Genomic DNA, 14,382 nt, shown 5'->3' with positions numbered 1-14,382 from the left:
GTGCTTAGTGGCCGGAGGGTTCCTCGGTGGTGTAGCCCTCGGTGGACTCGACGTCGCGGTTGTACTTGCCGGCTTCTTTCTGGGAAGCGGCGACGGTGGCGTTGACCTCGATGTCGCCGTTGGAGAACTGGAAGACCACGGTGCGGTGGCCGGCGTAGCCGAAGTCGTCATCCTGCATGGTGGTGGCGACGTACTGGATGTCGTCCGACTCAGCCTGCGGCATGTTGTCCAGGTTCTTCTGGGAGTCGCCCACCAGGCGCTGATCGCGGTTGATCGGCTCGACGGAGTCCGGCTGCAGCTGGACTTCCTGGCCGTCCACGGTGATGGATTCCAGCTCGGCTGCCTGGTCCTCGTAGCTCTGGTTCACGGCGGTGAACTTCAGGGAGGCGTGCTGGTTGTCCGGCTCGACCAGGATGGTCACGTCGCGCACCGCAATCAGGCCATCTTCGGTGGAAGCTTCGGAGCCGTCAACGGCAGCGACCTGGTCGGCAGTCTGGGTGACTTGGCCGGCGGAGCAGGAAGCCAGCGCCAGCGCGGACGCAGCGGTAACCGAAACGATGACACCGCGACGGGCGGCAGACTTCAGGGACTTCACTTTGGGTTGTCCTCCATCAACTAAAGATCACAGGGATTTGTCGATCATCAAGCCTAGTATTTTTTCCAACCAAGTACACAGTTTTCGACCTCAACGTGACCTAGCCCCCGCTCTAGGGAGGGCAATTGGGGGTGTACTTTTGGGGGATGAGGCCGGCCGGCGCCGGGGGAGTTGGCGCGTGGTAGAATATTTGTCCTATGTGTCTGCCAGGCAGGCTTTAGGGGTACCTCTTTAACAATCGAGCAAGGAGTGGCAATGGAGTTCAAGGTCGGAGAGGTGGTTGTTTACCCGCACCACGGCGCCGCGGTGATCGAAGACATCGAGCAGCGCGTGATGGGCGGCGAAGAGCTGGAGTACCTGGTGCTCCACATCAACCAGTCCGACCTGGTTGTCCGCGTGCCCTCCAAGAACGCCAAGAAGGTCGGTGTGCGCGACGTGGTGGGCAAGGAAGGTCTGGAAAAGGTCTTCTCCGTCCTGCGCGAGGAGGACGTGGAAGAGGCCGGCAACTGGTCCCGCCGCTACAAGGCCAACCAGGAGCGCCTGGCCTCCGGTGACATCAACAAGGTCGCCGAGGTCGTGCGCGACCTCTGGCGTCGCGATCAGGACCGCGGCCTGTCCGCGGGCGAGAAGCGCATGCTGGTCAAGGCCCGCCAGATCCTCGTCGGCGAGCTGGCCCTGGCCAAGCCGGTGGATGACGCCAAGGCGGACAAGATGATGGACGAAATCAACGCCACCATCGAGCGCCACCGCGCCGCCGGCCTGGTCGAGGACAATTCGGTGACCACCGACGTCGACACTGACGACGTCGACCTGGGTGACCTGTCCTTCGACGACGAAGACTAGTGACTCACCGGGTTATCGCGCTCATCGCCGCCGCCGGCAGCGGCACGCGGCTGGGCGCCGAGCTGCCGAAGGCCTATGTCGAGCTGGCCGGCCGCAGCCTGCTGGAACGCTCCGTCCAGGCGATGATTAATTCCGCCGTGGTGGACGAGGTCGTCGTTCTCATCAACCCGGTCATGCGCGCCCACGCCGAGCACGCCCTGGCTAGCCAGGCTAAAGAGATCCCTCTGCGCTTCGTCGCCGGCGGTGGCGAGCGCGCCGACTCGGTCTGGGCCGGGCTACAGGCCATTGAGCACGAGGACGCGGTGGTGCTGGTCCACGACGCCGCCCGCGCGCTCACGCCCCCGGGGATGATCAGCCGGGTCGTGCGCAAGGTGCTCGACGGGGCGCCGGCGGTCATCCCGGTCCTGCCGGTCGCCGACACCATTAAAGAGGTGGCGGCCGCGGATACTTCCCGGGTGCGCTCTACCCCGGACCGCAGCCTGCTGCGCGCGGTCCAGACCCCGCAGGGCTTCGACCTGGCCACCCTGCGCCAGGCCAATGAGGCTTATTTCGCCACCGATTCCCGCGAGTTCGTCGCCACCGACGACGCCAGCCTCATGGAGTGGTACGGCTGCCCGGTCGTGACGGTGACAGGGGATGCCATGGCATTTAAAATCACTACCCCTATAGATCTGCGGCTGGCTCAGGCCGTAGTATCTGAGGCTGAACCCACAGTATTTGAGGTGCCTAATGAACGAACCGATCCTGCCCAAGGTGGGCATCGCTAGCGACGCCCACCAAATCGAGGCCGGCAAGCCCTGCTGGATTGCCGGCCTGCTCTTCGCCGACGACGACGGCTGTGAGGGCCACTCCGACGGGGATGTGGTCTCCCACGCCCTCGTGGACGCCCTCCTGTCGGCTGCGGGGCTGGGGGACCTGGGCTCGTTTGTGGGCGTGGGCCGGGCCGAATACGACAACGTATCCGGGGCCCGCCTGCTCACCGAGTGTCGGGACTACTTGGCCGCGCACGGCTACCGGATTGGCAACGCGTCCGCGCAGCTTATCGGGCAAACCCCGAAGATGGGGCCGCGGCGCGAGGAGGCCGAGCGCACCCTCACCGAGGTCCTGGGCGCTCCCGTGAGCGTTTCCGCTACCACCACCGATCACCTGGGCTTTACCGGCCGCAAGGAAGGCCGCGCGGCGATTGCCACCGCCCTGGTGTATTCCTACCGGGACTAGGTCTCCCGGTCTTAATAAAGCTAAGGAGTAAAAGCGCCATGGATAAAGTCATGGGACCGCTGCAAAAGCTCGGAAAGGCGCTGATGGGCGCGGTGGCGGTGCTGCCGGTCGCGGCGCTGATGATGGGCATCGGCTATTTTCTCGACGCCCGGGGAGGTGAACGCTTAAGCTTTTTGGCCTCCGTCTTCCAGCAGGCCGGTGGGGCGGTGCTGGATAACCTCGGCGTGCTCTTCGCCATCGCCATCTCCTTCGGCCTGGCCAAGGACTCCAACGGCGCGGCCGCGCTATCGGGCTTCCTCGGATTTTTCACCGTCACCAAGCTGGTCGGCCCGGAGGCCGTGGCCAACTACCGCGGCATCGAGGACCCTGCCGCCCTGGAGGGCGACCAAGCCCTCGACTGGGCGGCCCAGGGCTGGGACGCGGTTGGTCCGGCGAACGTGCTGCTGGGCATTTTCGTCGGCGTGCTCGCCGCCTGGACCTATAACCGCTTCCACGCCACCAAGCTGCCGGACGCGCTGGCGTTCTTCTCCGGCCGGCGTCTGGTGCCCATCCTGACCTCCCTGTTTTCCATCGCGCTGGCCGGGGTCTTCTACTTCCTGTGGCCAGTGCTCTACACCGCGTTCTTCAACTTCGGCCAGTGGATCCAGGGCATGGGCGCCATCGGCGCGGGCGTCTACGGCGTGTCCAACCGCCTGCTCATCCCGACCGGCCTGCACCACGCGCTGAACGCCATCTTCTGGTTCGACGTGGTCGGAATTAACGACATCGGCAAGTTCCTGGGTGGTGCGGACACCCTGGCCGCCGCCCAGGCGGCTGGCGATGCCACCTCCTGCCCCGGCGTCTGGGACGGCTCGAGCTGCGAGGTCATCGGCGTTGTCGGCCAGTACCAGGCGGGCTTTTTCCCCGTGATGATGTTCGGCCTGCCGGGCGCGGCGCTGGCGATGACGCTGCGCGCCAAGCCGTCACGCCGCAAGGTGGTCGGCTCGCTGATGCTGGCCGGGGCGCTGGCCTCCTTCCTCACCGGTGTCACCGAGCCCATCGAGTTTTCCTTCATGTTCGTAGCACCCCTGTTGTTCGTGGTGCACGCGATCCTGATGGGTATTTCCATGGCTATCGCCTCCTTCTTCGACTGGACGGCGGGCTTCGGCTTTTCGGCCGGCTTCTTCGACATGCTGCTGTCCTCGCAGAACCCGCTGGCCAACCAGTGGTGGATGCTGCTCGTGATGGGCGTGGCCTACTTCTTCATCTACTTCGGGTTCTTCTACTACCTCATCGGCAAGTTCAACCTGAAGACCCCGGGCCGCGGCGACGAGGAAGACGGATCGAGCGACGGGGCTGACGGCGCGGAAGGCGACGACAAAGTGGTCGCGCAGGCCGCCCGGATCCTGGACGGCCTCGGAGGGGCAGAAAACATCAACACGATGGAATACTGCACCACGCGTCTGCGCACCACCGTGCACGATCCGCAGCGGGTGGAGGAGCAGACGCTCAAATCTGCGGGCGTGGCCGGGGTGTACCGGCCGTCGGCCAAGGGCGTGCAGGTCATCATCGGACCCAACGTGCAGTTCGTCCACGACGAGGTGCGGCGCCAGATGGAGCACCCGGTGGCGGTCGCGGCTCCCGCTCCAGCTCCCGCGACTGCCTCCCCGGAGAAGGCGGGGATGACGGAGCTGTCCGCGCCCACCGAGGGCAAGGCCATCCCGCTGGAGGAGGTGGCGGATCCAGCCTTCGCGGGCGGCCAGGTGGGCCCCGGTTTCGCCATCGTGCCGGGCAACGAGGACGAGCTGGTCGTGGCCTCCCCGGTAGCCGGCGAAGTCATCATGGTGGCCAAGACCAAGCACGCCGTCGCGGTGCGCAGCGCCGAGGGGCTGGACGTACTAGTCCACATCGGCATGGACACCGTGGGCCTGCGCGGGGCGGGCTTCGAGGTCCTGGTTAGCCGCGGGGACGCGGTGGAGCCGGGCCACCCGCTGGTGCAGGTGGATACGGCCGCCTTGCGCGAGCGCGGCATCGACCTGACCACCCCGGTGGTCGTGACCAACAAGAAGAAAGTCGCTGAGACCACGCTGATCCGCACCGGAGATGTGGCCGTGGGCCAGCACGTCATGGAAGTGGAGTACCGCTAATGGCCGGTTTTGCCGTCGCCGCTCGGCTCACCGACGGCCAGGCCGAGCCCTACCCCGCGCAGGTGCGCGTGGATGCCGAGGGCGTAATCGAAAGCGTTGAGCGCCTCGAGTCATCCCCCGATACGCTGGGGATTATCGCGCCGGGCTTGGTGGATGTCCACAATCACGGCGGGGCGCGCGGGGCCTTCCCCACGGGCACGCTCGCTGAATGTCGGCAAGCGGCCGAATTCCACCGCCAGCAGGGCAGCGTCCACCTCCTGGCGAGCTTGGTCTCCGGGACGGAGGAGGAGCTGACCCGCCAGGTCGGAGTACTGGCGCCGCTGGTGGCCGAGGGCGTGGTGGATGGGATCCACCTGGAGGGCCCGTTCATCCACACCGCCAAGTGCGGGGCGCAGGCCCCGGACCGCATCCAGGACGGCGACCCGGCCATGCTGCGCCGCATCCTGGAGCGCGGCGCGGGTGCGGTCCGCCAGCTGACCTTCGCCCCGGAAACGCCCCACGCCCGGGCGCTGGTGGACGCCTGCGTCGAGTACGGCGTCATCGTCTCCTTGGGGCACACCACGGCGGACTTCGCCACCACGGCCGAGATCCTTGACTACGCGGTGGCCCGCGGGGCGAGGGTCACGGCCACGCACCTGTTCAACGCCATGCCGCCGCTGCACCACCGCCAGCCCGGGGCCGTGGGCGCCATGCTCGCGGCCGCCGCCCGCGGCGAGGTGGCCGTGGAAGCCATCGGCGACGGCGTGCACCTGGCCGATGGGACCGTGGACGTCATCGCCGCCTGCGCCGGCGACGGCCTGGTCCTGGTCACCGACGCGATGGAGGCCGCGGGCATGCCGGACGGGGCCTACCGGTTGGGCCCGCTCGACGTCGTCGTCGCCGGCGGGGTGGCGCGGCTGGCCGGCGTCGACGGCGCCATCGCGGGCGGGACGAGCACCCTGGCCCAGCAGTTCACGCGATTTAGCACCCGCCACGGGGCGGCCGCCGCGGCGCGGGCAGCAGCGGTGAACCCCGGCCGCCTGCTGGGCCTGGACCAGGCGCGCGGCCTGCAGGTCGGCCAGCCCGCGGAATTCGTGGAATTCGACCCCGCCGGGGCCGTCCGCACCGTTTTCGCCGGCGGCACGCGATTGCGGGGATAATAGGGGCACGCGGTAGTAGGCGAGACGAAAGGACAGGAGGCGGCAAGCATGGAGGTCATCATCCGGCACAGCGCGGCGGAGGTCGCGACGGTGGCCGCGGACATCCTGGGCGGTTATTTCCGCCCCGGCGGGGTCATCGGGGTGGCCACGGGGTCGACGCCGCTGGCCACCTACGCCGAGCTCATCGCCCGCGCGCGGGCCGACCGCCTTCAGGCCGACGGGGTGGAGTTTTTCGCCCTGGACGAATACGTCGGGCTGGACCACGACCACCCGCAGAGCTACTACCACACGCTGCGCCGTGAGCTCATCGACCCGCTCGGGGTCGAGCCGGCGCGGCTGCACGTGCCGGACGCGGGCGCGCCGGAGCGCTACGAAGACGAGATCGCGGCGGCCGGCGGCATCGACTGCCAACTGCTGGGGGTGGGCCAAAACGGGCACATTGGCTTCAACGAGCCGGGCAGTTCGCTCAACTCCCTGACCCGCTGGAAGACGCTGCACCCGCAGACGGTGGCGGATAATTCCCGCTTCTTCGCCTCCACCGACGAGGTCCCGCGCCACGTCGTCACGCAGGGCCTGGGCACCATCCAGTGCGCCGGGCACCTGCTGCTGATTGCCACTGGCTCAAACAAGCAGAACGCGGTCGCCGGGCTGGTGGAAGGACCCTTGAGCGCGGCGTGTCCGGCCTCCATCCTGCAGTGGCACCGGCACGCCACGGTGGTGGTGGACGCGGCCGCCGCGGCTGGCTTGCGCAACCGCGATTATTACGAGTTCGCGGAGGCGAATAAGCCCAACTAGGACGGCAGATACGGTTAGGTAGAATTGCTGTTGTGACTTTGCGTATCTATGACACTGCGTCCCGTAACCTCCGCGATTTTGAGCCGCTTCGCCCCGGCCATGTGTCGGTCTACCTGTGTGGGGCCACCCCGCAGGCCAAGCCGCACATCGGGCACCTGCGGTCGGGGGTCGCCTTCGACATCCTGCGCCGCTGGCTCATGGCCAAGGGCTGGGACGTGGCCTTCGTGCGCAACGTGACCGATATTGATGACAAGATCCTGACCAAGGCCGCCGACAACGGCCGCCCCTGGTGGGAGTGGGTGTCCACCTACGAGCGCGAGTTCACCGCCGCCTACAACATGCTGGGCGTGCTGCCGCCGTCCGTGGAGCCGCGCGCGACCGGGTTCGTGACCCAGATGGTCGACTACATGCAGCGGCTCATCGACAACGGCTTCGCCTACGCGGCTGATGGCTCGGTCTACTTCGACGTTAACGCCTGGACCCAAGCGGAAGGCTCCGACTACGGCAGCCTGTCCGGCAACCGCGTCGAGGAGATGGAGCAGGGCGAGACGGACAACGCCGGCAAACGCAACGCGCTGGACTTCGCGCTGTGGAAGGCCGCCAAGCCGGGCGAGCCTGCCTGGCCCACCCCGTGGGGAAAGGGCCGCCCGGGCTGGCACCTGGAGTGCTCGGCGATGTCCACCTACTACCTGGGCTCCGAGTTCGATATCCACTGCGGCGGCCTGGATCTGCAGTTCCCGCACCACGAGAACGAGATGGCGCAGTCGCATGCGGCCGGGGACGGCTTCGCCCGGTACTGGATGCACAACCACTGGGTGACCATGGCGGGCGAGAAGATGTCGAAGTCCCTGGGCAACGTGCTCAGCGTGGACAACATGCTGGAATTAGTACGGCCCGTGGAACTGCGCTATTATCTAGGCTCCGCGCACTACCGCTCGGTGCTGGAATACTCCGAGGCCGCGCTCACCGAGGCCGCGGCCGGCTACCGCCGGATCGAGGACCTGGTCAACCGTTTCCCGGACCTGGCGCTGGGCGAGTGGACTGAGGCCTTCGGCGCCGCGATGGACGAGGACATCGCCGTGCCCAAGGCGCTAGCCGAAATCCACACCACGGTCCGTGCGGCCAACAAGGAGCTGGCCGCCGGCAACGAGGATAACGCCAGGAAGCTAGCGGGCTCCGTGCGCGCCATGGCCGCGGTCCTGGGCTTCGACCCGCTGGATGAGAAGTGGGCGGCGGACGCGAACTCGTCGGCTGCCGATGCCGCCCTGGATCAGCTGGTCCAGGCCGAACTGGACCGGCGCGCCCAGGCTCGCAAGGACAAGGACTTCGCCACCGCGGACGCGGTGCGCGACCGGCTGGCCGCGGCGGGCATTACGGTCACGGACACTCCCGACGGCGCCACCTGGCAGCTGTCTTAAGACTTTTTAAAAACTCAGGAAGGACCACCATTGGCACGCACGCACGGTCGCGGCGGGGCAGGCACCCGCAAGACCAACAAGAAGGGCCAGATTAAAGGCTCCGGCGGGCAGCGCCGTCGCGGCCTGGAGGGCAAGGGACCGACGCCCAAGGCGGAGGACCGCGTCTACCACGCCAAGCACAAGGCGAAGCTGGCCCGCCAGCGCCGCGACTCCGGGCGCCACGTCAAGGAGACCCCGGAGATGGTGGTGGGCCGCAACCCGGTCATCGAGTGCCTGCACGCCCGCGTGCCGGCCACGGCGCTCTACATCGCCCAGGGCACCAAGAACGACGAGCGCCTGTCCGAGGCGGTGGCCATGTGCAACACCCGCAATGTGCCCATCCACGAGGTGCCGCGCCACGAGATGGATCGCATGACCGGCAACGGTATGCACCAGGGCATTGGCCTGCAGATCCCGCCCTACAAGTACGCCGAGGTCGAGGCTCTTATGCAGCAGGTCCAGGACACCGGGGAGACCGGGATGTTCGTCATCCTGGACAACATCACCGACCCGCGCAACCTGGGCGCGGTGGTGCGCTCGGTGGCGGCCTTTGGCGGCCACGGCGTCATCATCCCGGAGCGCCGCTCCGCATCCGTCACCGCGGTGGCCTGGCGCACCTCGGCGGGCACGGCGGCCCGCCTGCCGGTGGCGCGCGCCACCAATATCACCCGCACGGTGCAACAGTTCCAGAAGAACGGCTACCAGGTCGTCGGCCTTGACGCTGGCGGCGAGCACACCCTGGACAGCTACGACGGCGGCACTGACCCGGTGGTCATCGTCATCGGCTCCGAGGGCAAGGGGATCTCCCGCCTGGTGCGGGAGAACTGCGACGTCATCATGTCCATCCCGATGGCCGCGGGCGTGGAGTCTCTGAACGCCTCCGTCGCGGCCGGCGCCGTGCTATCCGAATTCGCCCGGCAGCGCCGCGCGGCCGGCTAGGCCGAAGAAATCCGCGGCCACCTCGGCCGCGATGAAGTCCTGGGTGTTGGGGCCCAGCCGCGGGTCGACCTCGTTGCCCGACGGCACCACGTGGCCTAGCCCCTCCATGGTCCACAGCACCACGGGGGCATCTCCGTCCCAGGTTTCGGCGCGCACGCCAGGGTAGGGCCGGCTGGTCGCCGGGGAGGGGGAAGAGCCATTGAGTTCGGCGAGCCGGGCGGCGGTCTCGCCGGCGGAGGTGACCTCCCCGCGAGTGCGCTGGGCGTCCAGCCCGGCCGTGCCGCCGGCATAGGGGGCATACGGGTCCGCGGTGCCATGCAGCAGCAGGACCGGGGTCGGCTGCAGGGCGGAGTCTGGGTTGCTGGGGCGGTGGTTGTCGCCGCGGCCCAGCGTCGAGGCGAAGATGCAGGCAGCGCTGAGCAGCCCGGGGGCGTCGAAGAGGAGCCGCAGGACCATCTGCCCGCCGTTGGAGTACCCGCAGGCGAAAACGCGCCCGGCGGAGTAGTCGCGGCGCAGCCGCTCGACCAGCGCCCGGGTGAAGCCGACGTCGTCGACGTTTTCCTCGCGCGCGGTGACCGGCAGGATGCCGCGGGCGTCGTTGAAGTGGCGGTCCACCCCGTCCGGGTAGGCCACCAAGCAGCCGTATTTTTCGGCCAGCTCGTCGAAGGTGCCGTTGGTAAACCGGCGGGAGACGTTCGCAGACTGTAAGGAACCGTGGAAATACAGCACGATGTCCGGGTTGTCCGGGAGGTTATCGGGCTCTCTGAGCAGGTATTTGCGCGTCCTAGATTGGTGTTCTAGTTCTTCCCGGTGCAACGTGTATCCCATAACCTGCCAGTCTAGTCCCTAGTCCTGCGCCGAACAGTGCTGCTGGGTGGCGGTCTCGTCGCGCTGGGCATGGCGCCCGCGACGCCAGCCGATGGCCCGGCAGAACAGGTAAATGACAAAAGAAATGGTGGTCACGAACACGGAAACCGGCAGGCCCGGAGCCAGCGAGAGCACCAGGCCGCCGACGGCGGAGATCTCGGCGAAGACGGTGGCCCAGAGCACGGCGCGCACGGGCGAAGAGGTGATCTGGACCGCCGCCGCGCCGGGCGTGATCAGCAGGGCCATGACCAGCAGGGAGCCGACGATCTGGACCGACTGGGAGGCCGCCAGGCCCACCAGGATGGCGAAGAGGACGGAGAGGCTGCGCACAGGCACGCCGGCGGCCGCGGCCATGGCCGGGTCCGCGGAGGAAAAGAGCAGCGGCCGCCAGAACAGGGCCACGGCCGCGACGACCAGGGCGGTGGTGCCGGCCAGCCACCAGACCGAGGCCTGGGACACGCCGACGATTTGCCCGGTCAGCAGCGTCATCGCGGTGGTGGCGTTGCCGGGGTAGAGGTGGATAAAGAGCACCGATAGGCCCAGGCCGAAGCTCATCACCACGCCGATAGCGCTGTCCTGCTGGCCCTTGAAGCCGAGCGTGGCCAGCACGATGGCCGCCACGATGGCGCCGGCGACCGCGCCGAAGCCGATGTTCAGGCCGAAAAGCAGGGCGGCGGCCGCGCCCATCAGGGCGAGCTCAGAGGTCGCGTGCACGGAAAAGGACATCTGGCGCAGCACGATGAGCGAGGTCATCACGCCCGATAGGACGCCCAGCAGGGCGCAAGCCACCAGCGAATTCTGGACGAAGTCGACGGAGAGCAGGTACTGGGTGTCTTCGATAAAGCGGGAGAATTCCATTAGACCACCAGCATCCTTCCGTCGACCTCAATAACCTTGACCTTTGTCCCGTAGAGCTCGGAGAGCACCTCGGAGCGCATCACCTCGTCCACGGTGCCGAAGACGTGGCCCTGCGGGGCGAGGTAGAGCACGTGATCGACCACGTCGAGCACCGGGTTGATGCTGTGGGTGACGAAGACGATGGAGGTATCGTGCTCCTTCCTCAAGCGCTGCAGGTGGGCCACCGTGGCCTGCTGCCGGGCGGGATCGAGCGAGAGCAGCGGCTCGTCCGCCAGGATGAGCTGCGGGTCCTGGGCCAGGGCTTGAGCCTGGCGCACCAGCTGCTGTTGGCCGCCGGAAAGGCGGCCCACCCGGCGGTCGGTGATCCCGGTGGCACCGACTGCGGCGAGCAGCTCGTCCACTCGGGCGCGGTCGGCCCGGCGGTTGCGGACCACCCCGTGTGCGAGCGCCAGGGAGACCAGATCCCGCGCGCGCATCGGTAGCTCGGCGGGGAACATGCGCTGCTGCGGGATAAAGCCCACGCGCGCGTCGACGTCGACGCGCCCGCCGGTGAGCTGGCGGGTGCCCAGGATGGTGCCCAGCAGCGTGGATTTGCCCACGCCGTTCGGGCCCAGCAGGGCGATGAAGTCGCCGGGCTGGATGTCCAGGCTGAGCCCGGACCACAGCGGGTCAACCGCGGCGTCGGTGAAGCTAACTAGCGCCATTTATTTGCTCGCCGCGGTGAGATCATCCACCACCTGTTCGTAATAGTCCAAGAAATTCGTGTCCTTCGGTGGGGTCTCACCGATTTCGACGATGGGCAGGTCCTTGTCCTCGGCGGCGTCCTTGATACGGGCGGTGAGATCCGTTTCCGTCTGAGGATTATAAATGAGCACATCCACCTTGTCCTCGTTGACCTCGCCCAGGAAGCGGGCCAGGTCCGCGGCGGTGGGTTCGCCCTCGGCGACGGTGGTCTTGCGGTAGCCGTCCGGCGTGGAGTCCGTCGCCGGGGTGTATTTCATCAGGTAGTCGGCGATAGGCTCGGTCTGGGCGTAGCGGAACGAACCGACATTCGCCAGCTTGTCCTGGATGGCCTCGGCCTCCTGGACCACCGCGTCGGCGGAGGCGTCCGTGGTCTCGGAGAGCTCGTTGAGGCGGTCGGCGGTTTCCTGCGCGACCTTCTCGATGGCGGCGGCGTCGTACCAGATGTGCTCGTTGCCCTCGATGTTGGTGACCTCGCCCGGGTGTTCCTTGGCCTCGGTGGCCGTCATGACGTCCGGTTCCTCGTCGAGGGCGCCGTGCTCGGTCAGCGGCAGCGCGGAGATGATGTCGTCCTGGTTGCTCAAGGCCTGGTACATCCAGGCGTCGTAGCCGCCGCCGTTGGCGATGACCACATCGGCCTCGTTGGCCCGGGCCAGGTCCGCGGCGGTGGGTTCGAAGTGGTGCGGATCGACGTCGTTGCCCTCGACCAGGGCCTGGACCTCGACGTCCAGATTCGGGGAGCTGTCCGCGACCGCCTGGGCCACGTCGGCCCAGATGGAGGTGGAGGCGACCACCTTCAAGGTGCCATCGTCGTCGCCGCCGGTGCCTGGGCCGGAGCAGGCGCTTAAGGTCAGCGCGCCGGCGGCGAGAAGGGCGACGGGGACGAGTTTGTTCTTGGCAACATGCATGTCCCCCAGTCTGCATTTGTTGAAAATTGTTGTCAAATGGAAATGAGTTGAAAATACCGGGGTGCGGGCAGCCGGTAAGGTAGGGGGCATGGTCAAACGCAGCCCGCAGCGCAAGACGCTGGCATCACTAGCCGCTGAGCTGGGCGTTTCCCGTACCACGGTCTCGAATGCCTACAACCGGCCGGACCAACTGGCCCCGGCCACCCGGCAGCGCATCCTGGCCGCCGCGGCCGCCCGCGGCTACCCCGGCCCCGATCCGACGGCGCGCAGCCTGCGCACTCGCCACGCCGGGTCCTGGGGAGTGGTGCTGACCGAGCACCTGTCCTATGCCTTCGAGGACATGGCCTCCGTGGACTTCCTGGCCGGGCTCTCCGAGGCGACCACCGGGACGGACTTTTCGCTGACGCTGATCCCCGCCGGGCCGGACACCACCGGCCGGGAGGCCAGCGCCGCCGAGCTACTCGGCCGCGCCAGCGTCGACGGGTTCGTCATCTACTCGGTGGCCGCGGGCGATCCTTATCTGGCCGCCGCCCAGGCCCGCGGGCTGCCCGTGGTGGTCTGCGACCAGCCGGTGGACACCGGCCTGCCGTTCGTCGGCATCGACGACCACGCCGCCATCGCCCCGGCGGCCCAGGCGCTTATCGATGCCGGCCACCGCCGGATCGGCATCCTGTCCATCCGCCTGCGCCGCGCGCGGCTCGACGGGGCCGTGGGCCCAGCGGACCTGGACGCGGCCGAGATGCACGTGCAGCGCTCCCGCGTGCAGGGCGCGCTCGAGGTCTTCGCCACCGCCGGCGTGGATCCCGCGGGGGTGCCCGTGGTGACCCGCCACCTCAACACGCCGGCCACTGCCCGGGAGGCCGCGGCGGAGCTTTTGGAGGACAACCCGGGGCTGACCGCCGTGCTGTGCACGACGGACTCCATGGCGCTGGGCGTTGTGGACTACGCCGCCGAGCGCGGCTGGAGCGTGCCCGGGGATCTCTCCGTGACCGGATTCGACGGCATCGAGGTCGCCCGCCTGCGCGGGGTGGCCACGGTCCAGCAGCCGAACAAGGCCAAGGGTGCGGCGGCCGGGCACCTTTTGGCCCGGCTCATCGCGGGGGAGCCGGTGGTCAACCCGCGCAAGATCCTAGGAACGACCTACAGCCCCGGCACGACGGTCGGCCAGGTCGGTTAGGAAGGCCGCCACCGCTTCGACATCGGCCACCCGCAGCTGCGCGGCCGTGTCCCCCTCGCCGACCTTTACGCCCACGTCCGTGGCCGGATCGAGGGCCTGAAAACCGGTCTCGTCCGTGACGTCGTCGCCCAGGAAGACCACCCCGGTAGCGCCCAGCTGGCGGCGGGTATCAGCGATCCAGGAGCCCTTCGTGGCGGTGGAGGCCGAAAACTCCACCACGTTCTTTCCCTCGGTCACGTGCAGCCCCGGCACCTCCAGCCGCAGGGCGGCCTCCAGGGCGCGCGCGGCCGCGTCCGGGTCGCGCTGGGAGAGCTCGAGGGCGTGGAAGACGCGGTGGACGGGCTTGTATTCGATATAGGTGCCTGGGTGCTGGGCGGACAGTTCCTCCAGCCGTTCGTCGATGGCCGTGATCTTGGCCGCCGCGGCCTCCAGAGCCGGGTTGTCCAGCCCCTCGGTCTCCGCTCCGTGGGAACCACCGAGGAGCACCGGGGCGCCCAAGGGGAAGACCTGCTTGAGCCCGGCCAGGTGGCGGCCGGACAGCGCGGCCACGGTGGTGCGCGGCAGCCGGGACAGCCGCTCCAGCGCGGCCAGGGAATCCGGGTGGGGCTGGACCGCGTAGATATCAGTGGCGAAGCCGGCCAGGGTGCCGTCGAAGTCGCTGACTACCAGCAGCTGGTCGGTGGTGGCGAGGCGGTCGAGAGCGAGGGCATAATCCATGC

General features: G+C 68.1%; 15 protein-coding genes. 9 read left to right on the top strand and 6 right to left on the bottom strand.

All coding sequences use genetic code 11. The annotated features are described in order from the left end of the window. Positions 1–4: 4 nt before the first annotated feature. Entirely contained in the window at positions 5–595 is a 591-nt protein-coding gene (locus CCONF_RS09890) for a hypothetical protein (protein ID WP_290223259.1), read from the bottom strand. A 255-nt stretch (positions 596–850) separates the two neighbouring features. On the opposite strand from CCONF_RS09890, the gene CCONF_RS09885 reads away from it, so the two are divergent. The 8 genes from CCONF_RS09885 to rlmB are packed head-to-tail and all read left to right on the top strand — an operon-like array spanning position 851 to position 9,112. Beyond that, positions 851–1,438: a CarD family transcriptional regulator gene (locus CCONF_RS09885; RefSeq protein ID WP_290223257.1), complete on the top strand. Its 588-nt coding sequence runs from the start codon at positions 851–853 to the stop codon at positions 1,436–1,438. Further along, positions 1,438–2,205: a 2-C-methyl-D-erythritol 4-phosphate cytidylyltransferase gene (gene ispD / locus CCONF_RS09880; RefSeq protein WP_290223254.1), complete on the top strand. Its 768-nt coding sequence runs from the start codon at positions 1,438–1,440 to the stop codon at positions 2,203–2,205. The genes CCONF_RS09885 and ispD overlap by 1 nt, the downstream gene beginning before the upstream one ends. Continuing rightward, positions 2,168–2,656, top strand: coding sequence for a 2-C-methyl-D-erythritol 2,4-cyclodiphosphate synthase (gene ispF, locus CCONF_RS09875; protein ID WP_290223253.1), 489 nt, complete (start codon positions 2,168–2,170; stop codon positions 2,654–2,656). The genes ispD and ispF overlap by 38 nt, the downstream gene beginning before the upstream one ends. Positions 2,657–2,694: 38 nt before the next feature. Next, positions 2,695–4,782, top strand: coding sequence for an N-acetylglucosamine-specific PTS transporter subunit IIBC (gene nagE, locus CCONF_RS09870; RefSeq protein WP_290223251.1), 2,088 nt, complete (start codon positions 2,695–2,697; stop codon positions 4,780–4,782). Beyond that, positions 4,782–5,921: an N-acetylglucosamine-6-phosphate deacetylase gene (locus CCONF_RS09865; RefSeq protein WP_290223249.1), complete on the top strand. Its 1,140-nt coding sequence runs from the start codon at positions 4,782–4,784 to the stop codon at positions 5,919–5,921. Before nagE ends, CCONF_RS09865 begins: the two co-directional genes overlap by 1 nt. A 48-nt stretch (positions 5,922–5,969) precedes the next feature. Continuing rightward, positions 5,970–6,716 (top strand): glucosamine-6-phosphate deaminase, encoded by a 747-nt coding sequence (locus tag CCONF_RS09860; protein ID WP_290223247.1) that lies wholly within the window; start codon positions 5,970–5,972, stop codon positions 6,714–6,716. 32 nt (positions 6,717–6,748) lie between these two features. Further along, on the top strand, positions 6,749–8,134 hold the full coding sequence (cysS, locus tag CCONF_RS09855; RefSeq protein ID WP_290223245.1) for a cysteine--tRNA ligase: 1,386 nt from the start codon (positions 6,749–6,751) through the stop codon (positions 8,132–8,134). Between the two features lie 30 nt (positions 8,135–8,164). After that, on the top strand, positions 8,165–9,112 hold the full coding sequence (rlmB, locus tag CCONF_RS09850; protein WP_290223243.1) for a 23S rRNA (guanosine(2251)-2'-O)-methyltransferase RlmB: 948 nt from the start codon (positions 8,165–8,167) through the stop codon (positions 9,110–9,112). On the opposite strand, the gene CCONF_RS09845 is transcribed toward rlmB, so the two are convergent. The 4 genes from CCONF_RS09845 to CCONF_RS09830 are packed head-to-tail and all read right to left on the bottom strand — an operon-like array spanning position 9,074 to position 12,486. Further along, the gene (locus CCONF_RS09845; RefSeq protein ID WP_290223240.1) at positions 9,074–9,940 is read right to left on the bottom strand and encodes a CE1 family esterase; all 867 of its coding nucleotides are present in this window, start codon (positions 9,938–9,940) and stop codon (positions 9,074–9,076) included. The two genes, rlmB and CCONF_RS09845, sit on opposite strands and share 39 nt — an antisense overlap. A gap of 18 nt (positions 9,941–9,958) precedes the next feature. After that, complete coding sequence (locus CCONF_RS09840) at positions 9,959–10,837, bottom strand: metal ABC transporter permease (RefSeq protein ID WP_290223236.1); 879 nt, start codon at positions 10,835–10,837, stop codon at positions 9,959–9,961. After that, positions 10,837–11,541, bottom strand: coding sequence for a metal ABC transporter ATP-binding protein (locus tag CCONF_RS09835; RefSeq protein WP_290223234.1), 705 nt, complete (start codon positions 11,539–11,541; stop codon positions 10,837–10,839). The genes CCONF_RS09840 and CCONF_RS09835 overlap by 1 nt, the downstream gene beginning before the upstream one ends. Further along, on the bottom strand, positions 11,542–12,486 hold the full coding sequence (locus CCONF_RS09830; protein WP_290223232.1) for a metal ABC transporter solute-binding protein, Zn/Mn family: 945 nt from the start codon (positions 12,484–12,486) through the stop codon (positions 11,542–11,544). 88 nt (positions 12,487–12,574) lie between these two features. Here CCONF_RS09830 and CCONF_RS09825 point away from each other — a divergent pair, with 88 nt between their 5' ends. Then, positions 12,575–13,663 (top strand): LacI family DNA-binding transcriptional regulator, encoded by a 1,089-nt coding sequence (locus CCONF_RS09825; protein WP_290223230.1) that lies wholly within the window; start codon positions 12,575–12,577, stop codon positions 13,661–13,663. Here CCONF_RS09825 and otsB read toward each other — a convergent pair. Next, a complete protein-coding gene (otsB, locus tag CCONF_RS09820; protein ID WP_290223228.1) occupies positions 13,616–14,380 on the bottom strand; it encodes a trehalose-phosphatase in 765 nt (254 codons plus the stop codon). The two genes, CCONF_RS09825 and otsB, sit on opposite strands and share 48 nt — an antisense overlap. Between the last annotated feature and the right edge of the window lie 2 nt (positions 14,381–14,382).

Origin of the sequence: Corynebacterium confusum (genome assembly GCF_030408715.1) — a bacterium.
Classification (GTDB): domain Bacteria; phylum Actinomycetota; class Actinomycetes; order Mycobacteriales; family Mycobacteriaceae; genus Corynebacterium; species Corynebacterium confusum.
This window is presented reverse-complemented; position numbering and strand designations above follow the sequence as displayed.

Excerpts from the sequence above, each read along its gene's own strand:
- CCONF_RS09885 (WP_290223257.1), top strand. The coding sequence starts at position 851 with ATGGAGTTCAAGGTCGGAGAGGTGGTTGTTTACCCGCACCACGGCGCC.
- ispF (WP_290223253.1), top strand. The coding sequence starts at position 2,168 with ATGAACGAACCGATCCTGCCCAAGGTGGGCATCGCTAGCGACGCCCAC.
- nagE (WP_290223251.1), top strand. The coding sequence starts at position 2,695 with ATGGATAAAGTCATGGGACCGCTGCAAAAGCTCGGAAAGGCGCTGATG.
- CCONF_RS09865 (WP_290223249.1), top strand. The coding sequence starts at position 4,782 with ATGGCCGGTTTTGCCGTCGCCGCTCGGCTCACCGACGGCCAGGCCGAG.
- CCONF_RS09860 (WP_290223247.1), top strand. The coding sequence starts at position 5,970 with ATGGAGGTCATCATCCGGCACAGCGCGGCGGAGGTCGCGACGGTGGCC.
- CCONF_RS09845 (WP_290223240.1), bottom strand. The coding sequence starts at position 9,940 with ATGGGATACACGTTGCACCGGGAAGAACTAGAACACCAATCTAGGACG.
- CCONF_RS09840 (WP_290223236.1), bottom strand. The coding sequence starts at position 10,837 with ATGGAATTCTCCCGCTTTATCGAAGACACCCAGTACCTGCTCTCCGTC.
- CCONF_RS09835 (WP_290223234.1), bottom strand. The coding sequence starts at position 11,541 with ATGGCGCTAGTTAGCTTCACCGACGCCGCGGTTGACCCGCTGTGGTCC.
- CCONF_RS09830 (WP_290223232.1), bottom strand. The coding sequence starts at position 12,486 with ATGCATGTTGCCAAGAACAAACTCGTCCCCGTCGCCCTTCTCGCCGCC.
- CCONF_RS09825 (WP_290223230.1), top strand. The coding sequence starts at position 12,575 with ATGGTCAAACGCAGCCCGCAGCGCAAGACGCTGGCATCACTAGCCGCT.
- otsB (WP_290223228.1), bottom strand. The coding sequence starts at position 14,380 with ATGGATTATGCCCTCGCTCTCGACCGCCTCGCCACCACCGACCAGCTG.